Origin of the sequence: Peribacillus sp. V2I11 (genome assembly GCF_030817135.1) — a bacterium.
Classification (GTDB): Bacteria; Bacillota; Bacilli; order Bacillales; family DSM-1321; genus Peribacillus; species Peribacillus simplex.
Genome location: NZ_JAUSYW010000001.1, coordinates 5,390,476 through 5,411,547 on the forward strand (window position 1 = coordinate 5,390,476; position 21,072 = coordinate 5,411,547).

General features: G+C 41.7%; 17 protein-coding genes. All 17 read right to left on the minus strand.

The window, feature by feature from the left end; genetic code table 11:
• Nucleotides 1-30: 30 nt before the first annotated feature.
• Complete coding sequence (locus tag QFZ73_RS26235) at nt 31-888, minus strand: MurR/RpiR family transcriptional regulator (RefSeq protein ID WP_307272382.1); 858 nt, start codon at nt 886-888, stop codon at nt 31-33.
• A gap of 11 nt (nt 889-899) precedes the next feature.
• Nucleotides 900-1,808 carry an N-acetylmuramic acid 6-phosphate etherase gene (murQ, locus tag QFZ73_RS26240; RefSeq protein ID WP_307273094.1) on the minus strand — a complete coding sequence of 303 codons (909 nt, stop codon included), beginning with the start codon at nt 1,806-1,808 and terminating at the stop codon, nt 900-902.
• Nucleotides 1,809-2,202: 394 nt separating this feature from the next.
• The gene (locus QFZ73_RS26245) at nt 2,203-3,384 is read right to left on the minus strand and encodes an ABC transporter substrate-binding protein (RefSeq protein WP_307272384.1); all 1,182 of its coding nucleotides are present in this window, start codon (nt 3,382-3,384) and stop codon (nt 2,203-2,205) included.
• A gap of 22 nt (nt 3,385-3,406) precedes the next feature.
• Complete coding sequence (locus QFZ73_RS26250) at nt 3,407-4,114, minus strand: ABC transporter ATP-binding protein (RefSeq protein ID WP_307272386.1); 708 nt, start codon at nt 4,112-4,114, stop codon at nt 3,407-3,409.
• The gene (locus tag QFZ73_RS26255) at nt 4,107-4,871 is read right to left on the minus strand and encodes an ABC transporter ATP-binding protein (RefSeq protein WP_307272388.1); all 765 of its coding nucleotides are present in this window, start codon (nt 4,869-4,871) and stop codon (nt 4,107-4,109) included. The genes QFZ73_RS26250 and QFZ73_RS26255 overlap by 8 nt, the downstream gene beginning before the upstream one ends.
• 2 nt (nt 4,872-4,873) lie before the next feature.
• Nucleotides 4,874-5,869 (minus strand): branched-chain amino acid ABC transporter permease, encoded by a 996-nt coding sequence (locus QFZ73_RS26260; RefSeq protein WP_307272390.1) that lies wholly within the window; start codon nt 5,867-5,869, stop codon nt 4,874-4,876.
• Between the two features lies 1 nt (nt 5,870).
• Nucleotides 5,871-6,734 (minus strand): branched-chain amino acid ABC transporter permease, encoded by an 864-nt coding sequence (locus tag QFZ73_RS26265; RefSeq protein ID WP_063233567.1) that lies wholly within the window; start codon nt 6,732-6,734, stop codon nt 5,871-5,873.
• Between the two features lie 821 nt (nt 6,735-7,555).
• Nucleotides 7,556-9,253, minus strand: a complete 1,698-nt coding sequence (locus tag QFZ73_RS26270; protein WP_307272392.1) for a sigma-54 interaction domain-containing protein — start codon at nt 9,251-9,253, stop codon at nt 7,556-7,558.
• Nucleotides 9,254-9,596: 343 nt separating this feature from the next.
• A complete protein-coding gene (locus QFZ73_RS26275) occupies nt 9,597-9,998 on the minus strand; it encodes a MaoC/PaaZ C-terminal domain-containing protein (protein ID WP_251431688.1) in 402 nt (133 codons plus the stop codon).
• Entirely contained in the window at nt 9,995-10,447 is a 453-nt protein-coding gene (locus QFZ73_RS26280) for a MaoC family dehydratase N-terminal domain-containing protein (protein WP_251431691.1), read from the minus strand. Before QFZ73_RS26280 ends, QFZ73_RS26275 begins: the two co-directional genes overlap by 4 nt.
• An 18-nt stretch (nt 10,448-10,465) precedes the next feature.
• Nucleotides 10,466-11,230 carry an SDR family oxidoreductase gene (locus QFZ73_RS26285; RefSeq protein WP_307272396.1) on the minus strand — a complete coding sequence of 255 codons (765 nt, stop codon included), beginning with the start codon at nt 11,228-11,230 and terminating at the stop codon, nt 10,466-10,468.
• A 20-nt stretch (nt 11,231-11,250) separates the two neighbouring features.
• Entirely contained in the window at nt 11,251-12,426 is a 1,176-nt protein-coding gene (locus QFZ73_RS26290; RefSeq protein WP_307272398.1) for an acyl-CoA dehydrogenase family protein, read from the minus strand.
• Nucleotides 12,427-12,452: 26 nt separating this feature from the next.
• Nucleotides 12,453-13,604, minus strand: a complete 1,152-nt coding sequence (locus QFZ73_RS26295; protein ID WP_307272400.1) for an acyl-CoA dehydrogenase family protein — start codon at nt 13,602-13,604, stop codon at nt 12,453-12,455.
• Nucleotides 13,605-13,643: 39 nt separating this feature from the next.
• The gene (locus tag QFZ73_RS26300; RefSeq protein WP_307272402.1) at nt 13,644-15,245 is read right to left on the minus strand and encodes a long-chain-fatty-acid--CoA ligase; all 1,602 of its coding nucleotides are present in this window, start codon (nt 15,243-15,245) and stop codon (nt 13,644-13,646) included.
• Between the two features lie 336 nt (nt 15,246-15,581).
• Nucleotides 15,582-18,026 (minus strand): DNA topoisomerase IV subunit A, encoded by a 2,445-nt coding sequence (parC, locus tag QFZ73_RS26305; protein ID WP_307272404.1) that lies wholly within the window; start codon nt 18,024-18,026, stop codon nt 15,582-15,584.
• A complete protein-coding gene (gene parE / locus QFZ73_RS26310; protein WP_063233557.1) occupies nt 18,016-20,001 on the minus strand; it encodes a DNA topoisomerase IV subunit B in 1,986 nt (661 codons plus the stop codon). The genes parC and parE overlap by 11 nt, the downstream gene beginning before the upstream one ends.
• A 390-nt stretch (nt 20,002-20,391) precedes the next feature.
• Nucleotides 20,392-20,802, minus strand: coding sequence for a CoA-binding protein (locus QFZ73_RS26315; protein ID WP_307272407.1), 411 nt, complete (start codon nt 20,800-20,802; stop codon nt 20,392-20,394).
• Nucleotides 20,803-21,072: the final 270 nt, after the last annotated feature.

Below are 21,072 nucleotides of genomic sequence, written 5' to 3' on the forward strand. Positions count from 1 at the left end.
AATAGCCCCCTTTGTCAAATCTAGCATTAATTATTTATATCGATCTGTCATCGATTTAATGGCAGACCTGGTGTTATCAATATATTGGACAGTCTCTTCATATTGCTCTGAAGCCATCCCCAAAAACAAAATGTCAATCATATATAATTGCGCCAATCGTGAGGATGTTGCTGCACTTCGAAACGGTGCTTCGTTCGAAAAGGATGTATACAGTGTGGCGTCACACAAAGAAGATACCGTTGTTTGACCAAAATGAGTCAGCCCGATCGTCTTGACCCCACGTTCTTTTGCCAGCTTCAGAATATTGACAACTTCTGGTGTTTCCCCAGAGAATGAAATGGCAAAAACGATGTCATTTTCATCTGCATTTGCAATCAGGGTTGCAACTAAATGCATATCTGTAAAAGCCGTTGCCCCTTTATTGATGCGAAGTAATTTTTGCTGAGCGTCAGCAGCAACTATATTCGAAGCACCCACACCGCAAAAGTGGACGGTTTTAGCATTCAGCATCAGCGTTATTGCATGTTTGAGATTATCGTGATCAATAATTTCAGATGTGTCCCGGATGGTCTGAATCGAATTACTCGTAGTTTTTTCCACAATCCGATACAGTGATTCGGAAGGCTCGATATCCCGGTAGCCCTGTTCAACGGTCTTCATCAAATCTCCAGCAATCCTTATTTTCAGATCTTGAAATCCTTTTATTCCAAGTGATTTACACAACCTAATAACAGCAGCCCCGCTTGTTTGGGCAGACGTACTTAATTCCTGTACAGTGCTGTTCACAACTTCATGAGGATTCTGAAGAATATATTCTGCTAGTTTTTGTTCCGATTGCGGCAGCTTGCTCAACATCGTCTGTATGATGGATAATCCTCCTGTAGCCATTGCTTCCCTCCTTAATCTTCATGGATCGAGATGGCTTTTCTGACATCTCCGTCCGCACTTTCCAGTAACTCCATTGCTTTTTCATAATCTGTTGCCGTTTTTATCATGACAATCGCTGGTTTAACTTGATTATTTGCTTTTTCAAGCGTATTCAAAGCTTGATCATAGTCAGCATTCGTTACAGTTTCTATGATGCTTATTGCACGGTCCTTCAGTTTTTGATTACTGACATTTACATCAACCATCAGATTTTCATAGACTTTTCCCAACCGGATCATGGTTGCCGTTGAGATCATATTGAGTACCATTTTATGTGCGGTTGCCGCTTTCATTCTCGTGGATCCTGTTAACACTTCCGGTCCGACCACCACTTCAATCCCTATATCAGCTGCTTCCGTGATGCTCGCGTTTTTATTGCATGATAAAGCCACGGCTTTAGCCCCAACTTTCCTTGCATAACGTAAAGCGCCCCTCACATAAGGGGTACGGCCGCTTGCCGCGATGCCAATAACCGTATCATTTGCTGTAAGGTCCACATCAATTAAATCGCATTCCCCAAACTCTTCTTTATCCTCTGCACCTTCAACTGCCCGAACAAACGCCTTTTCCCCTCCTGCGATTATTCCCAGCACCCTATCAGGTGATGTGCTGAAAGTCGGGGGACATTCCACGGCATCCAGAACACCGAGTCTTCCGCTCGTTCCTGCTCCGATGTATATGAGTCTCCCTCCTTTCTTTAACGATTCGCATGCCCATTCAACTACCGTTTCAATCTCTGGCAATACCTCCTGAACCGCTGTTGCCACTTTAAAATCTTCCTTATTGATTGCAGAAATGATTTCCATCGTATTTACACTGTCGATATTCATCGTCTTTTCGTTCCGTAATTCAGTCGTTAATGAACGCAAATGTTCTTCCATAGACACTTAAATCCCCCTATATCAATCACTTAAATATAATTTCATTTTTTTATAGAAAATAATGAAATTATATTTCATATTATATTCAATGATAGCGTTTTCATTACTCAGATACAAGATATTTTTGTAAAACTTGTTAATTGCATTTTTCTTTCCTCAAAACCCCAATGCCGGAATTAAATAAAATTTGCATTCATAGCCACTTTCTGCGTGTGCCAATAAAGAACCCAAAGGAGCCTACTATTTTTGGTGATTTTGCACCCCAAGATTTTTTCAACAATAAAAAACGTGTACCGTCACCTAGGATTAGGAACGATACACGAACAAGTAATTTAACAAAATGCTAAAACTAGTATACTACGCCAGACCCGGAACACCTGTAACCCTTACCCAGTTAACGGACAGGGACCACTTTCCCGTTTTCTACTGCACCGACGACAATGGTTGATGCAAATCCTCCATTTTCATCAATCGAGGGAATATCGTATATTTTTTGATCTGGCCCTATATTTGAAAGTCCATCTTTCATATGTTTACGGATGGCCTTGGCATCATCAACGCTGCCTGCAGATTTCATCGCTTCCACAAACGCATACATGGCGATATAATTCAAACCTACTTCGGAGCTTGGATCTTCCTTATAATTTTTTTGATATTTCTCAACGAAAGCAGGCACAGCTTCTTCATCTGAGTCCATCAGTGGCAGAACGCCAATCGAGCCTTCCAATGTTTCATATGACCCTGCAATCGGCTTCATTTGATCCAGCTTTGCTTGATCCATGATGATGAAACCGCCTTTAAATCCTAGCTCCCGAGCTTGCTTCGCTACTTTTGCCGTAGGTTCCGAAGCACCACCGATAAATAGCACATCAGGATCTTTTTTCAAGGCATTTGTGACAATCGTAAAGAAATCGGTTTCTTTGGCGAAATCAATCGAGGAATTATAAACGACTTTTCCGCCTTGCTTTTCCCAATGTGGGAGCACCGCTTCCGTCCAGTCTTTACCGTATTGCGAAGATGTTGGCAAAGCGGCAATTTTCTTGCCGAAATGTTCCATTGCATATGTTGTAAAAGGTTCGATATACCCCTCGTAATTCGGTGGAATTCGAACGGTTAATGAATTTCCGCTCTCGGTCACTGCCGGTTCACTCGTATATGCACCAATGATGAATTCCTCTTGTTCATTAAAAACCTGAAGTGCCAGCACACCTCCGCTATGAGGAGTGAAAATGATCGGCGTATCATACTCCTGAATTAATCGTTTAGCATTCGACCCTGTTTCATTAGGTAAGTATTTATCATCCAACGATACTAAATTCAGCGTGTATTTCTTACCTTCTACTTCAAACCCACCAGCATCGTTAATTTCATTGACCGCCATTTCGACACCATTCAATGTCCGTTTCCCATATAACGCTGCTGCCCCGCTTAAAGGACCGCTAAAACCGATGTTAACGACATTTTCACTTTTTCCTTTACTGCCACTGCTTGACACAGGGCTATCCCCTTTATTGCACCCGGTCAAAACAGTGATGATTAGCAGGAGAAAGACAATTATTACTTTCAGTTTTTTCATAAAAATCCCCCATTCAATTTTTTCAGGCCCCAATATAAGCTTTCCTTACTTCATCATTGGCTAATAACTCACTTGCTCTCCCTTGAACGACAATTTCCCCATTTTCAAAAACATATCCTTTATCTGCAATGCTGAGGGCAGCATTCGCGTTTTGTTCAGCAAGCAGGACCGTGATTCCTTCGCGGTTTATTTCTTCAATGACTTGAAACATTTGTTCGACAATAAGTGGAGCGAGTCCCACCGAAGGCTCATCAAGCATCAATAATTTCGGTTTCGACATCAAGGCCCTTCCAATTGCGAGCATTTGCTGTTGGCCGCCGCTCAGGCTTCCCGCTTCATCATGATGCTTTTCTTTTAAAATCGGGAATAAGTGATAGACGTATTCCAAGGAATCCTTGATCTCCGCTTTCTTTTTTCGATGCACATAAGCACCCATCCTCAGATTTTCCAGGACAGTCATCTGTGGAAACAGTTTACGTCCTTCGGCACACTGAACTATTCCTTCCTGAACATTCTTATCCGGGGCACGGCCCCCTATGGGCATGCCCCGAAAATGAATTTCCCCCTTGGACAGCTTACTGATTCCGCTTATGGAACGAAAAGTCGTGCTTTTTCCTGCCCCATTAGCTCCTAACAAAACAACGATCTCTCCCTTGGCAACTTCTATATTCACATGTTTTATCGCAGTGAAACTCCCATAATTCACGGCGACATCGGTTAACTTAAGCACTGGCACTACCTCCCAAATAGGCTTTAATCACCGCTTCATTTCCGCGGATTTCCTTAGGTGTGCCCTCGGCAATTTTTTCTCCGTAATTGAGGACCATGATGTGATCCGCCAAGTTCATGATCATATGCATTTTGTGTTCGATTAAACAAACGGTCAGTCCCGATCGATTTAATTTTTTAATCAGTTCTGTCAAGCCTTCCGTTTCATCCGGGTTGATTCCTGCAGCAGGTTCATCAAGAAAGATAATTTCCGGTTCCGTTGCAAGGGCAATGGCAATGGCTGTCCGTTTCTTTTCCTCCTGCGAAATGCTGGAGACCATTCTGTCAGCCGATTGCGTCAATCCAACTATTTCAAGCACCTCCATGGCCTTATCCCTGCATGCCACTTCCTCGCGTTTTAAACGTTTTGTCCTTAAAATCGCATCCACCAAATTGGATTTGGTTCGCAGCCTATGTCCGACAATGACATTATCCAACACGGTCGATTGATCAAAAAGGCTTGTCGTTTGAAAAGTTCTTGAAATTCCAAGCCCCGCTATTTCATTGGCAGGAAGTTTGGTGATATCAATCCCTTTAAAATGGACCATCCCTGAAGTTGGTCGATGAAAGCCACTGATCAAGTTGAAAAAAGTGGATTTCCCTGCACCATTTGGTCCGATAATTGCATTGATTCTACCTTTTTCAATCGTAAAATCCACATTATTGACGGCCGCCAATCCACCAAACCGCTTCGTCAAATTCTTTGTTTCGATAAGCAATGTCATCCCTCCTCCGCTTTTATGTGCATTTCGTTTCTCATCCCGGACAGCTCATTATCTTTTCGCTTTCTTTGCCAATCAAAGAAGGCCCCTGCGATTCCTCGCGGATAAAAGATGATGATCACCGTAAGCAATGGCCCAAATATCAACATTCGATATTCTTGAAGGAATTGCAGATTCTGCGAAAGGATTACTAACAGTAATGTTCCAACCAACGGACCTGAAAGTGTCCCGATTCCACCAACCAATAAATACATCAATAGATCGAACATTATGGCTGTTGATCCGATATCAGGTCCTATGAAACGTATGAATGACGCATACAAGGCACCTGCCAGACCTGCAAAAAATGTAGAGAGGACAAATGCTGTTAACTTATTCTTCATTGTGGATATACCTATCGTTTGTGCTAGGTCCTCGCTGTTTCTTATGGCCATATACGTCCTGCCGGTCAATGAGCGGATAATTCGATACACGATTAAAATCACTGCAAGCAGGAAAAGGAGGACTAGATAATATTGGGATGCTGCCGTATCGAACGAGATCGGGCCTATATTCCCAGGAGCAGGGATACCGATCAATCCCCTAACCCCCTCTGTAAGACCCTCCCATTTATCGATGACCAGATATATGATGTAACCCACACATAGGGTATAAATCGCGAAAAAGTGTTCCTTTGTCCTCAGCGCGATCAATCCGATTAAAAACCCAATTGCACATGTGATTAAACATGCACATACAAGTGCCAGCCAAAAGTTCATTCCCGCTTTTACCGTCAGCAGCCCAAGTGAATAGGCTCCAATGGCAAAAAATCCAGCATGGGCAAGCGAAAGATATCCAGTATAGCCTGATAATAAATTGATTCCATAAACAGCTATCGCCCAGATGAACGAAAGTGTCAGCATATGAAGATAATAGTCGTTTTGCGCGATAATGGGGAATGAAAAGGCAAAGATGATAAGAGCAATAATCGCATTTCTTTTCGTAAATATCCTCACGCTACCTCTCCCCCTTGGCAAAAAGACCTGTTGGTTTCACTGTTAATATTACGACTAAAAGAATGAATGCTATGATGTCTTTATAATCATTTGAAATATAAGTTGCGCCCAGGCTCTCACTGAAACCTAGAATATATCCGCCTACGATCGCCCCCGGGATGCTCCCCATACCGCCCAATATGATAATGACGAATGCTTTTAGGATGACTAAATGCCCCATGCCGGGAAAAACAAGGTTAATCGGTGATGCAAGGGATGAAGCGATGGCAGCTAATCCACCCGATATCATGAAGGTAAGCATTGCTACTTTATTAATGTTGATTCCCACTAATGACGCACCTTCACGACTTTGGGACATCGCTATTATCGTTGAACCGGTATAAGTTTTCTTTAGGAAAAGGTAAAGTAAAACCATCACTGCGATAGCTGACACGATGATCAATAATCGCTGAAGTGTGAACGTCAGACCCATGATATTGACCACTTGGCCGTATGGAGAAGTCATTGTATGGAAGTCGGCACCCCAGACAAATTGGGCAAAAGCTTCAAGAAAAAGGAGAATTCCGATTGCGGCGATCTTATCGTGCAATGGAGGTGCCTCCCTTAACAGGCGGAACACGAAACGTTCCAAAAGGACTCCCAACAAACCAACAACGATAATGGATACGAACATGGCAATCCAGTAATTGACCCCATATAATGTCATCATTGACAACGTGATATATCCGCCCAACATATATAGGGCACCGTGGGCAAAGTTCGGGATATGCAAAATTCCATATACTAGCGTCAATCCCAAGGCAACAAGACTATATACGCTGCCAATCGTCAAACCATTAAAAAGCTGCTGGATCAAAATTTCCATTTACTTCCTCCTTGAAAATTATTGAACTTCACTTTGCTGTTTATTCCCTGGCTCACAATCCTGTCCATATTTGAAACTGCGACGAAAAACACTTTCAATTATTTCCTCACAGGCTCAACCTCTCGGGAGGAACAGTAATTTAGTCGATCAATTAAATAAGAACTGTTTGTTTTATGTCCCTATATTCTCCGCCTAAAGATATGGCTTGGGTGTAGCGTCTTAATCCCCGGTTTTTTGTTAGCGCTTTCATTTCTAATGACCTAGCCAAACTCTTCTACACTTCCAGGATCCTGCATATTTCCTATACGGTACAAAAGGAGTTGTTTGGTATGATGATTTACCAAGCAGGGAACCAATCTTGTTCCTCTTTTCTTGCCCCAGTCCTATACCATGATGCTGCAAGTTCTTCCACATATTGTTTCTATTGATGATAAGCAATCACTCGTTAAGAATTCTGTTTAAACCATGATTAGGGATAGCCATCTTCTGTATAACGGCTCATCCCTGGGTAACCGAATATTCCCTTCAACCCTCTCACCTCGCACTTTCTACAAAATCATTATTTCCTATATTGAATGCAAGTGGCGTGCCACAAATAACACACCGTCCCACCGCCTATTTTCCAGCAGGATGAATTCATTATTGAATTGTAAAAAATATAAAAATGGGTTCCATATGGAATGTCCGTCATTCACTTTTGACTGAAAAAATCATTTCTGAATTAATTAAAATATTTGATTTAACATAAGTTACAATGGACTAATAAAGACATTAGCAAAAGTAAGGGGGATCACCAATAAACGGTAATCCCCCTTACTTACCTATTCTTTTCCACTGACCTTTAATCGATATTTTTTAAGTTTCCTCACTATTGTTGCCTGACTGGAATCAAGGGCTTCTGCGATTTCATATGTAGTTTGGTATGTTTGAGCCGCTTTCGTCAAGATTTCCTTTTCGGCTCTTTCCACCGCTTCTTTTAAAGTTAGGGTAGCATTGAGGTTCGGCTGATTCCGATTTTCCGGCTGATATTCTTCCGGAAGGTCATTAATCGATAATATTTGATTATCCGTCAACACGACGAGCCTTTCCACTATATTAATCAATTCACGGACATTTCCTGGCCAATCATGTTGATAAAAATATTCCTTTAACCTCGAATCTATTTCTTTTGAAAATTTATATTGTTCATTTGCCTTTGTTAAAAATAAGTCAGTCAATGCCAAGATATCCTCTCTTCTTTCCCTTAGAGGAGGAATCGTAATCGGAATGACATTCAGCCTATAAAAGAGGTCTTCACGAAAATCACCCGATTTGACCATTTCCGATAGATTTCGGTTTGTGGCTGCTATTATGCGAACATCGATTTTCTTTGGCTTTGTCCCTCCGATTCTTTGAATCTCCCTTTCCTGAAGGGCCCGAAGCAGCTTCACTTGAAGTTGCAGGGGAAGCTCACCGATTTCATCCAAGAATAAGATACCACTCTCTGCCAGCTCAAACATCCCTGGTTTGCCTTTTTGATTGGCTCCGGTAAATGCCCCTCCTTCATATCCAAAGAGCTCGGATTCCAATAAATCAGCGGGAATTGCCCCACAATTTATTTTGATGAAATCTCCTTTTTTAGATCGGATGCTCCGATTATAAATATTGCGGGCAAGCACATCCTTTCCAACACCCGTTTCTCCCAGAATGAGTACGGTCGCATCAATATCCGATATTCTTTCAGCAATCTCATAAATCATTTTCATTTTATCGCTGACAAATACGACTCCATCCTTGCTTGTTATCTTCCGCAGTTTTTCAATTTCCTGCTTATATTGATTATTCAGTTCATTAACTTTGGTCAACTCATGCATCAGTTCATTTAAATCAGATAAATCCCTTATATTAGTGACGACTTGCACTATTTCCCCTTCTGCATTAAAAACGGGACTTCCTGTAATCAATGTTTCTTTTCCAGCAAAATTATCCTGTACGACTGATACCGTTCGTCTCAGCTTCACTACCTTATGCGTCACCGAAGCATTCAAGATGCCGCGTTTAATCAATTGGTCCACCGATTTGCCGATATAATACTCTTTTGGTATGCCAGTGATCCGTTCTATTGCCGAATTGGTATAAAGCGTGATTCCATCTTGATCGGTGATGTATATCCCATCATAGGAATTTTCGATAATGGCATCCAGTGCTCGATTCAATTTATCCGATTCATGAGCATCAATCAATAAATCGTCCAAAAATTGTGTTTCACTGCCTATATATAGAATATTGTCAGTATCCATTTGTTTTATTAATAAAAATAAATACCGTTTATCATGCAGCCTTGCAGCAGCAAGCCTTTTATTATCGAGAAATTGCCACTCATCGAATTGTTCGGTTAGTGCATTATTACCATTCTGACTTAATAATTGATTAAAATAGTTGCCCCAATCCTTTATCCGATTTGCAGAATCCACGACTAGTGCAGGAAAGGTCCACTCTTTGAGCAAATTAATCTGAGAATCCTGTTTCACTTGATTCATTACTATTCACCGCCGCAAAAAGAATTCTTTTTAAGTACAATTCTGGATAAATTTCGAAACTCCTTTAAAATTGTCGAATTTCGCTCCTAAAAAAAGTAGTGATGAAATAATTTTCATCACTACAGACTTTAGACAAATTAAAAGAAGATCAGTTTGCCTACAGTTTTTTTCCTTGAAAAAATTCGAGTTGATTTCAGAAATCCGCTCCCTTTCCGCCGACTTTCTGCCAATCCGCATCAAAGCAAGCGTCTGTGGGGTCTTGGCTAGCCAATTATTCGGCAGGAGTGTCGCGAATTTCTTCATCTAGTGAGGGTTTCATAGAACAGTTCATGGGATGAGACCATCAGTAAGTCTTAAAAATAACCTCTCCACTGATCGCTTCCTTACCTGACTGGTTAGTGGCCGCTACATTGAAAAAATATCTATTCCCCGTTTTTTCTTTTAGATCCGCATGAAGAGTTATGACATCATTCAAGAAAACCATACCTTTGAAACGAATCTTGTATTCTTCGATAAATCCAATTTCATAAAGATTACTGAAAAGCTTCGCGAGGTTTCCCATCGTCCACATTCCATGTGCGATGATACCGGGAAGACCAGCATTTTTTGCTTCCTCATCAATCGTATGAATGGGATTGAAATCACCTGATGCGCCGGCATATTTAATGAGGTCCAATCGCGTTACAGGTGCAAGCTCGATTGAATGTAACGAGTCACCAATATGAAGTTCGGTTAATGTCGTCACTTACTCATCACCATCCTTCTGATCGTTTCATTTATAATGACAAGCTGTTCAGCAGTGAAGACAAGTTCCCCATTTGCATCCGTACCATAATTTTTAAAGGCTAGAAATCCCATTTCCCCTTGTTTCCCTTTTTTCTCATAATAGTCTTTCACTTCCGTATAACAGGTGATTTGTTCCCCTACCTTCAGCGGCCTGTTATAGCGATATATCTGCTCACCGTGAATCAACCCTTTATTCGGGAGATTTAAGCTTTCAATCGTCCCAAAATCAAAGACCCTTGGAAAAGTTGGTGGAGCGATATTCGTTCCGTACCTTGATTGCCTGCCTATTTCTTCATCAATGAAAATCGGGTGGGGATCACCAATCGATAATGCGAATTTTTTAACGGCTCCCCGTTCAACTATATTTTTAACGGGGGTGGATCGTTTTCCAATACTTTCGTTGAACATAACATCCCGCCTTTTCCCTTAATTTTTTGGACCGCCCGCAACATATAAAACCTGCCCACTAATGAATGAGGATGCTTCTTCGGCGAAGAATGCAACAGCATGAGCAATATCACTTGGCAAACCGCTTCTGGCAACAGGAATACTGTTTGCCCTATCCTGGATGAATTGCTCAAAACTCACTCCCACCCGCCTAGCTGTTTCTTTCGTCATTTCGGTTTCGATAAAACCTGGTGCGACCGAATTAGCCGTTATCCCATATTTTCCAAGTTCAATCGCTAGTGTTTTTGTTAACCCTTGAAGCCCAGCTTTAGCGGCTGAATAATTAGCCTGCCCGCGGTTCCCGAGAGCCGAAGTGGATGATATATTGATGATTCTTCCGTATTTATTTACCACCATATACTTCTGGGCGGCACGTACTGCATTGAAAGTACCTTTTAAATGCACATCCATTACCGTCTGCCAATCTGAATCGGTCATTTTAAAAAGCAGATTATCTCGGATGACCCCAGCATTATTCACGAGAATATCAAGCGATCCGAATGTGTCGGCTATTTCTTTTATGGATGCCTCCACCTCTTCGGAATTGACCACATTGGCTACTTTGGTGAAAATGGTATAACCCTTATCCCTTAATTCATTTCCAGTTGATGTCAAAACCTCTTCGTTGATATCGATAATCGCTACGTTTGCGCCTTCACTGGCAAATAGTTCGACGATCGCCCGGCCAATCCCTCTGCTTCCACCTGTAACTAAAGCCGTTTTTCCTGAAAATCTCCCTGTCATAATCGTTTCCTCCTAATCTATTATAAGAATTGTCCTAATTTAACATGCCCCTTAATCAAATTTCGGGAAATGATCAAACGCTGTATTTCATCCGTACCATCATAAATCCTCCAAAGCCTAGCCTCGCGGTACCAACGTTCGATGGGAAGCTCCTTCGTATAGCCCATGCCACCGTGTATCTGCAATACGCGATCTACGACCCGATTCCCCATATTGGCTCCATAGAGTTTAGCCATTGAAGCTAAATGGCGATTGTCTTCTCCATTATCAAGTGTAAAGGCCGCATTCAATACAAGCCATCTTGCAGCTTCGATCTCTACAGCCGAATCAGCTATCTGCCATTGAATGGCCTGGCGCTCAGCGATCGGTTTACCGAATGTGACTCGTTCTTTAGCGTATTCTATAGCCATTTGCAGCAATCTTTCTGCAGAACCGACAGCGCGTGCGCCCACGATCCATCTTGCAAAACCAATCCATTCCAAGCCTAGTTTATAACCGCCATGCACTTCCCCTAAGATGTTTTCTTCGTGTACCCTGACATTATCAAAAACTAAACCGGCCGGTCCCCATTCTCCCATCGTATTGATATACTCTGATCTCCAGCCCATATCACGGTCGACAATGAAACAGGTTACCCCTTCCGTTCCGGTTGCTTGATGACGTTCTTTGTCGGTTACAGCAATGACCATGACGAAATCGGCATCATTTCCTCCTGTAATGAAAGTTTTTTCACCGTTAAGCACCCATTCGTTTCCTTCTTTTACTGCCGTCATTTTAATATTTCTCGTATCGGACCCAGCCCCCGGCTCCGTCATGGCAAAACAGGACTTTTTCTCACCATTAATCGTAGGGATCAGATATTTCTGTTTCTGTTCTTCATTTGCATAATAAAGTATGTTATCAGCCGAACCTCCAAAGCTGAAAGGTACAAACGTTTTTGATACTTCCATCAAGACAATTGCCATCATAAGCTGCCCTAAGTCTGCCCCGCCAAATTCCTCCGGAGTATTGATGCCCCAAAACCCAGCATTTTTTGCTTTTTCCTGTAAATCTTTCAATGTCCCCTCTGGTAAACTGGGTTTTCCTTCCATTTCATTGCGAAGCACTTCATTTTCCAAGGGAATCAATTCATTTTCCACGAATTTGCGTATTGTTTTTTGTACCATTTTTTGTTCATCTGATAGTCGTAAATCCATTTTAACCCCTCCGCTTTCCAATTAGACTAGTTTTGATATTTTCTCTTCAATTGTCCGGTAATGATATTTTTTTGGATTTCTGACGTGCCTTCATATATTCTAGTGATTCGGGCATCCCGATAGAAACGTTCAACTGGATAATCCTTCATGTATCCCATCCCGCCATGAATCTGAACGGCCTTATCAGCGACACGATTATATACTTCCGAACCATACAACTTAAGCATTGCCGCTTCTTTAATGATTTTTTCTTTCTGATCGACCATCCATGCAACCCGGTATGTGAATGAACGAAGTGCTTCTATTTCCATTGCCATCTCGGCAATCATATGGGATACGGCTTGATGATCAATGATCGGGACATTGAATTGTTCACGTTCTGTGGCATATTTAGTAGATAGTTCGAGCAGATATTGACAGGACCCCAAATTACGTGCAGCAAGGCCTGCCCGGCCATTTGCAAGTATCTTCAAAGCATTTACATACCCTTGGCCGACGTCCCCCAGTACATTTTCAGCCGGAACTTCGCAATCTTCAAAAACCAATTCGGCCGAATGTGAGCCTCGAAGACCCATTTTCCTTTCCAGGCTACCAACTTTAAAACCCGGAAAATCCTTTTCTACTATGAATGAGGTGATTCCTTTCGCCCCTTTATCTTTGTCCGTTACGGCCATAACTGTAAAAATATCTGCTACATCTGCATTCGTTATATAATGCTTAGTCCCATTTAGAATATATTTATCGCCATTTTTCACAGCCGTCATTTTGAGATTCGTAGCATGGGACTCCGCTGCAGGTTCAGTTAAAGCAAAAGCGCCAATTCTATTACCGCTTGCCATATCTGGTAGATACTTTTCCTTTTGCATTTCATTGCCCATTTCAACTATCCCTACCGTCCCTATACCGGTGTGAGCACCAATCAGAGTGGTATATCCATTATGTGTTTTGCCGATTTCCTCATATAAAGCACATTTTCCCACCATCCCGATTCCGAGCCCGCCATACCTTTCCGGGATACTAAGTCCGAATAGCCCGATTTCCTTCGACAAATTTATAATGGATTCCGGGATTTGATCTTCATCCTCTATCTGCATGGAAAATGGATCGATTTGCTCTTCGATAAACTGGCGTATATTTTCTTTTAATAGCAGGATGTCTTCATCTAAGCGAAAGTCCATTTGTATTCCCCTTTATCTGCGAATTGGTTGTTAACGCTTTCATATTTTATCCGAATAAGCGATATGTTTTTCTTGAAGCTTGCGTTTTAAGATTTTACCGACCGCGGTCTTCGGAAGTTCACTTTCAAATGTGATTGCTTTTGGAACTTTAAAGGCAGAAAGCTGCTTTCGGCAATAATCCTTCAACTCGCTTTCAGTTATCCTTTGACTTGGTTTTAGAACTACCGCTGCATGTACCGTTTCTCCGCGATAATGATCGGGAACGCCAAAGACGGCAGCTTCCAGAACCTTAGGATGGCTATATAGAATATCTTCAATTTCAATTGGATAAATATTGAATCCGCCTGCGATGATCATCTCTTTCTTCCGTCCCACAATGTAAAAGAAGCCATCTTCATCCATCATGGCAATATCACCGGTATGCAGCCATCCGTTTTGAATCGTCTGCCGCGTCTCTTCAGGCATGCCCCAATAACCTTTCATTACCTGTGGACCCTTTATGACCAATTCACCAGGTGTATCAACCAAGAGGGCTGGCTCTCCTGTAATACTGTCAATTATGGCGGCATCGGTATTTTGTATAGGAATACCGATACTTCCTGGTTTTTGAAGGCCGCTAACTGGATTCCGATGCGTGACTGGTGACGCCTCGGACAGACCATAGCCCTCTGCAATCTTTGTTCCACTCAATTCGTTAAACCTTGACAATACATTCAATGGCAATGGTGACGAACCCGAAACGCAAGATTTCAATGTATGCAAATCAAATGGATGGGACTGGTAATATTGTAATAAAGCAATATACATCGTCGGGACCCCCGGAAAAATAGTCGGTTTAATATCATTGATTAAATCGACGATCTCCGTCACTTCAAACCGGGATACAAGAATTAATTCCCCGCCATTATAAAACGTCAGGTTCATCCCTGAAGTCATGCCGTAAACATGAAATAATGGGGAAACGCCAAGTACCCTTTCCTTCCCCTTTTGAGTATTGATTCTTGAAGTGGCTGCACTTTGCAGCGTATTGGCTACGATATTACGATGGGTTAGCATCGCCCCTTTAGAACGCCCTGTCGTTCCTCCTGTATATTGGAGGACGGCGACATCTTCGGCAGGTTCAATCTCCACTGTGAAATCTCCCTCTGTTACTGATAGCAGCTTTTTTGTCATTTCACATTTGCCCTTTTCCAGCGACACGCCCAACACCTTTTCAACATCGGTTTCAGCTATAACGGCTTCGACTATTGGCAATAAATCGTCTAGCACAATGATGTGCCTTGCACCTGAATCTTTCAGGACATGTATTAATTCGTTCGCCTTATACATTGGATTGATTTGAACAACAATGGCCCCATTCAAAAGAGTTCCAAAAAACCCAATTGGATATTGGGGACAATTAGGAAGCATAAGAGCCACACGATCTCCCTTTCTGATACCTTCATCAGCAAGCAAGCGGGCACATCTTTTCACTAACTTCCCCAACTCTGAATATGTATACCTTTGCTCCATGAACGTAACCGCTGTTTTATCCGAATATTGTTCGACTGATTGATAAAATAGTTCTGTCAAAGACATTTCAGGAATATCAATCTCTATTGGATTTCCTTTCGGGATATGCTTTTTCCAAGGTCTATCCATTGGTCCTCCCCTTTCTTCATTCAAAAAAATAAAGAAGTCATACTAACAATATGCAAGGAGTGTGCCAAAAATAAATCGTTATATTACGTTGATTCAATTAATGGTAAAATTCAAAATTGAATTATTTGCTGTACTCTTAATAATATTAGGTTCATAATACTAGGATTTAAATTTGACTCAATAAGTCATTTTTGAATTGAGAGATTGCTTTTGTAAAACGACTCAACTTGTAGCTCGAGGCATGTGGGGATTATTTTCTTGAAGGATATAACTGGTCATTTATAGAAAAATAAAACGGGATGCTGATCAAGATCAGCATCCCGTTCAAAAAATGATTCACTGCTCTATGGCGGAGTCATCTTCCAATGATATTTTCCATAATTCTTTCGCTTTTCCACTAACCGTTTCATCAAAAACAAATGATCCATTCGTATATCGATCATGATTTTTTAATGAAGCGGCATGAATCGTTTCAATGGTTCCCTTTTCAGAAAGAATGAATAAACTGTCGGTTTTGTTAATAATATCGAAACCAATGACCCTATGAGGATTCGATTTCAATTCCCTCAAGACCACGACACCGCGTTTTGCCCGGCTTGTTTTTTCAAACTCGGTTAATTTCATTTTCTTTATGGCCCCGCGCTGTGTAACGATAAAGATCGACTCCTTACTATCCTTGGCCAAAACCTTTCCGCCAATGACATAGTCATCTTCTTTCAAATTAATCCCTTTGACTCCTGCTGCCCGGACACCGACAACACTTACTTCTTCTTCATCAAACCATAAACCATATCCATTATGAGTGACTAGGAAAAGGTCAACCTGTCCATCGGTTTGATGGACATCGACCAGTTCATCGTCACCTTTTAAATTTACACCAACCAGCGGTTTTGAATGACGCTGGGCTTTATAGGAAGCTAATTCTGTCTTTTTCACCATACCATTTTTCGTGATGAACACTAAGAATTCAGGCATGGTAAAATCTTTGATTGGAATCGCTTTTATGATTTGTTCTTCCCTGTCGATTGGAATGATGTTCGCGATATGCTGACCGGTTTCCTTCCAGCGAATATCAGGAAGCTGATGAACTGGACAATAGAGGTAGTTCCCTTTGGATGTGAACAGCAACAGGACATCTGTTGTATTCATCTCCAGCCTCTGGAGCAGGCGATCGGAATCCTTCATGCCAAAATCAAGACCGCCTGATGCAGCATAAGATCGTAACGATGTCCGTTTGACATAGCCTTCTTTCGTCACGGTCACCATCACATCTTCACTCGCAATCAAGACTTCAAGATTGATTTTGATTTCTTCAATTTCTTTTTCAATTTTGGAACGGCGTCCGTCATCAAAGCCCTTTTTAATGAATCGAAGTTCTTTTTTAATGACTTGAAGAAGAACTTTTTCACTGCCAAGAATCTTTGTCAATTCCTCAATTTTGTTCTTCAATTCCGCTGCCTCTGCTTCAAGTGCCGTAATATCCGTATTTGTCAGCCTATATAACTGCAAGGAGACAATGGCTTCAGCTTGCGCTTCTGTAAAAGCGAAATTAGCAATGAGGTTATCTTTAGCATTCCGTTTGTCTTTAGATGCCCGGATGACAGCGATGACTTCATCTAATATGGACAAAGCCTTCACTAAACCATCGACGATATGTGCCCTGTCATGAGCTTTTTGCAGCTCATAACGTGAACGGTTCACGATTACCTCTTTACGGTGTTCGATATATGCATCGAGCATTTTTGGCAGGCTCATCAATGTTGGCCGTTTTTTATAAATCGCGACCATATTGAAATTGTATGCAATTTGAAGATCGGAATTTTTGTATAAATAATGCAGGACTCCATTTGCATCTGCTTCTTTTTTCAGTTCAATGACAATGCGCAGTCCTGTCCGGTCGGTTTCATCCCTTACTTCGGCGATACCTTCCACTTTCCGGTCAAGGCGGAACTCATCCATTTTCTTAACAAGGTTTGCTTTATTGACTTCATATGGGATTTCAGTGATGACGATTTGCTGTTTGCCGCCCCGAATCGTTTCCACTTCCGCCAACCCGCGAATGATTATTTTCCCTTTACCTGTTTCATAGGCCTTACGAATGCCTTCAATTCCTTGAATGATACCGCCAGTAGGAAAGTCCGGCCCTTTAATGACCGTCATTAAATCAGCGACTGACGATTCCGGCTTATCGATTCGCATAATGGCAGCATCAATGACTTCACCTAGTTGATGTGGCGGGATCTCAGTGGCATAGCCGGCTGAAATTCCTGTAGAGCCGTTTACAAGCAGGTTAGGGAACATTGCAGGCAATACAATGGGTTCTTCTGACGTATCATCAAAGTTCGGTACAAAATCGACCGTCCTTTTTTCAATATCCCTCAGCATCTCCGAGGCGATCGATGAAAGCCTTGCTTCCGTATAACGCATCGCAGCAGGCGGATCACCATCAATACTACCATTGTTTCCGTGCATTTGGACCATGACCTTCCGCAGTTTCCAGTCTTGGCTCATCCGAACCATTGCCTCATAAACGGATGAATCTCCGTGAGGGTGATAGTTACCAATTACATTACCGACAGTTTTAGCGGATTTCCTAAATCCTTTTTCCTGAGTATTTCCTTCGACATGCATCGCATACAATATCCTGCGCTGTACCGGTTTTAAACCGTCCCTTGCATCGGGTAGTGCCCGATCTTGGATAATATATTTACTATAACGCCCGAAACGGTCACCAATTACCTCTTCAAGCGGCAAATCTCGAAATGTTTCTTCAAATACCATCGTTATTGACCTCCTCTTCAATCGACATATTTTCATTATCTAAAATATTCGATTCCTCTTCGAGACCAAAAGCGACATTGGCTTCAATCCACTTACGACGTGGTTCAACCTTATCTCCCATCAACGTTGTCACACGTCTTTCCGCACGGGCACCGTCATCGATCTTCACACGTATCAATGTCCTTGTTTCCGGGTTCATGGTGGTATCCCATAATTGATCGGCATTCATCTCACCCAGCCCTTTATAGCGCTGAATCATATAGCCTTTCCCCACCTTGTCTATCGCTCCCTGAAGTTCCTCGTCGCTCCAAGCATATTCAATGACTTCTTTCTTTCCGGTCCCTTTACTCACTTTATATAAAGGGGGCAAGGCAATGTAAACCTTTCCTGACTCTATTAACGGCTTCATGTAGCGATAAAAGAAAGTCAGCAGCAGCACTTGGATATGGGCCCCATCCGTATCGGCATCTGTCATGATAATCACTTTATCATAGTTTGTGTCCGGCGTATTGAACTCCGCCCCGACACCTCCGCCGATGGCATGGATGATCGTATTTATTTCCTCGTTTTTAAAAATATCCGCTAGTTTTGCCTTTTCCGTATTGATAACTTTACCCCGTAATGGCAGTACTGCTTGGAAACGGCGATCGCGCCCTTGTTTAGCGGATCCCCCAGCAGAGTCCCCTTCTACAAGATACAATTCATTCCGTTCGGGATTTTTCGATTGAGCCGGTGTTAATTTCCCAGAAAGTATGGCATCGGATTTTTTCCGTTTCTTCCCGCTCCTTGCGTCTTCACGCGCTTTGCGCGCCGCTTCCCTTGCTTGGAAAGCTTTAATCGCTTTTTTAACCAATAGCGTACTCGTGGTCGGGTCTTCTTCAAAAAAGTAGGCTAAGTGCTCTGATACGATGGAATCGACTGCAGAACGGGCTTCACTGGTTCCAAGCTTGCTCTTGGTTTGTCCTTCGAATTGAAGAAGTTCTTCAGGGATACGTACAGAAATGATTGAAGACAAGCCTTCACGTATATCGGTACCTTCGAGGTTTTTATCTTTTTCCTTCAATAGCCCCATTTTTCTGGCATAATCATTAAATGCCCTTGTCATGGCCGTTTTTGCGCCAATCTCATGGGTGCCTCCGTCTTTCGTTCTAACGTTATTTACAAAGCTTAAAATATTTTCTGAATAACCATCATTGAATTGAAAGGCGAGATCTACTTCTATCCCATTTTGTTCCCCTTCCAAGCTGACTACACTATGAAGGGTCTCTTTTTCTTCATTCAAGTAATCCACAAACGCTTCAATTCCATTTTCATAGTGAAAAGTTTCGTTATGGTCGTTACGTTCATCCGTCAATTCTATCTTCATGCCTTTTAAAAGAAAAGCTGATTCGCGAAGACGCTCACATAGGATATCATAATTAAAAGTCGTCACCGAAAATATTTTCGGATCCGGCTTGAAGTGGATTTTGGTCCCAGCTTGATTGGTTTTACCGATTTTCTCCAGAGTGGTTTCTGGCTTTCCGCCATTGAAAAAACGTTGTTCGTAAATGAATCCGTCCCTTTTTATCGTCACGACAAGCCATTCAGACAATGCGTTAACGACCGAAGCACCGACTCCATGAAGTCCTCCACTCGTTTTATATCCGCCTTGTCCAAATTTACCTCCAGCATGAAGAATCGTCAAAATGACTTCAGGCGTCGGTTTACCCAATTTATGCATGCCAATAGGCATTCCACGCCCTTTATCTGACACACTTACACTGTTATCTTTATGTATTTTCACACTAATTTGGTCTCCATATCCAGCCAAAGCCTCATCTACGGAGTTATCTACAATCTCGTACACTAAATGATGAAGTCCGCGTGCATCAGTACTGCCGATATACATACCGGGACGTTTTCTGACCGCTTCGAGTCCTTCCAGTACCTGAATTGCATCATCATTGTACTCGATTGTTTTTACTTTCTTTGCCACAGAAATTCCCCTTTCCTTACTAAACACAATTTCCGGGCCAAATCATACTGCAATGAAATGACTCACTAGCTTAACAAATACATTCATACGTTAATATCATATAAAAAGTATAATACTTTCACGAACAAAGAACAAGTGTTCTATTTTTTTCGTCCCTTTTATTAGCGTTAGCACCTTTGATTGGAACATGAAAACGTATCATAGCTACCATTCTAATTGTAGCGGTAAATTTTCATTTGGCAAATATACTTTTATTATTTTAATCAAATTATGCCTTAATGGCTTAAATTTGCCCGACCGCTCAATCCCCGCTATGGCTGCATTTTAGTTTTTCTCCGGGTTGAGATACAGCGATACCTAAAAAAAAGAGCGGAAGTTCCGCTCTTCATTTTACTTAGTAAGGGCGTGTTCGACTTTTATGCATCGATTCATGATGACAGTATATCCTTTTTCTTTCAAAAAATTATAGGCTTCTTCATTTTCCACCCCTAGCTGCGCCCAAAAGATATCTGCATCGATTTCTGCAAATTCCTTGGCTATCTCCGGAAGGAACTCTGAACGGCGGAAAACATTGACGATATCGACGTGCCCTTCAATATCTTTCAGGGCTTTAACTGCCTTGACACCCAGCACTTCAGATACAGCAGGGTTTACCGGGATGATTTCATAACCGCTTTCCTGCATGGCCTTAGATACCATATAAGAAGTGCGTTCAGGGTTATTAGATAAACCAACGACAGCGATGCGCTTCGATTTTTTCAACATCTTTCCCATTTCTTCTCTGGTTGGATTTTCTATCATGCTTTTCAATCCCCTTTATAATAAAATGTAATATTTGAATAAAGAGTATTCCTTAACAAGGGTATTTTACAGAGAATAGCTGTTTATTACCATGATTAAGAAAAACCATTATACAAGAAAGAATAAGTTTCGAAAAGGCTGACTCACTTAACTGCCTTTATGTTCATACAGACTACCACGTATTGGAACAATTTATACAAGGAGGCATCCTTCATTTATATTTACGAAAATAAAGAAGCCTAAACCTTTCACCCTTCATGAACTTAACGT

What these genes read in the sequence shown, in the direction of transcription:
- QFZ73_RS26295 (WP_307272400.1), bottom strand. Translation starts at nt 13,604, where the DNA reads ATGGACTTTCGCTTAGATGAAGACATCCTGCTATTAAAAGAAAATATA.
- parC (WP_307272404.1), bottom strand. Translation starts at nt 18,026, where the DNA reads ATGGTATTTGAAGAAACATTTCGAGATTTGCCGCTTGAAGAGGTAATT.
- QFZ73_RS26270 (WP_307272392.1), bottom strand. Translation starts at nt 9,253, where the DNA reads ATGAATCAAGTGAAACAGGATTCTCAGATTAATTTGCTCAAAGAGTGG.
- murQ (WP_307273094.1), bottom strand. Translation starts at nt 1,808, where the DNA reads ATGGAAGAACATTTGCGTTCATTAACGACTGAATTACGGAACGAAAAG.
- QFZ73_RS26265 (WP_063233567.1), bottom strand. Translation starts at nt 6,734, where the DNA reads ATGGAAATTTTGATCCAGCAGCTTTTTAATGGTTTGACGATTGGCAGC.
- QFZ73_RS26300 (WP_307272402.1), bottom strand. Translation starts at nt 15,245, where the DNA reads ATGGATAGACCTTGGAAAAAGCATATCCCGAAAGGAAATCCAATAGAG.
- QFZ73_RS26280 (WP_251431691.1), bottom strand. Translation starts at nt 10,447, where the DNA reads ATGTTCAACGAAAGTATTGGAAAACGATCCACCCCCGTTAAAAATATA.
- QFZ73_RS26285 (WP_307272396.1), bottom strand. Translation starts at nt 11,230, where the DNA reads ATGACAGGGAGATTTTCAGGAAAAACGGCTTTAGTTACAGGTGGAAGC.
- QFZ73_RS26235 (WP_307272382.1), bottom strand. Translation starts at nt 888, where the DNA reads ATGGCTACAGGAGGATTATCCATCATACAGACGATGTTGAGCAAGCTG.
- QFZ73_RS26245 (WP_307272384.1), bottom strand. Translation starts at nt 3,384, where the DNA reads ATGAAAAAACTGAAAGTAATAATTGTCTTTCTCCTGCTAATCATCACT.
- QFZ73_RS26315 (WP_307272407.1), bottom strand. Translation starts at nt 20,802, where the DNA reads ATGATAGAAAATCCAACCAGAGAAGAAATGGGAAAGATGTTGAAAAAA.
- QFZ73_RS26290 (WP_307272398.1), bottom strand. Translation starts at nt 12,426, where the DNA reads ATGGATTTACGACTATCAGATGAACAAAAAATGGTACAAAAAACAATA.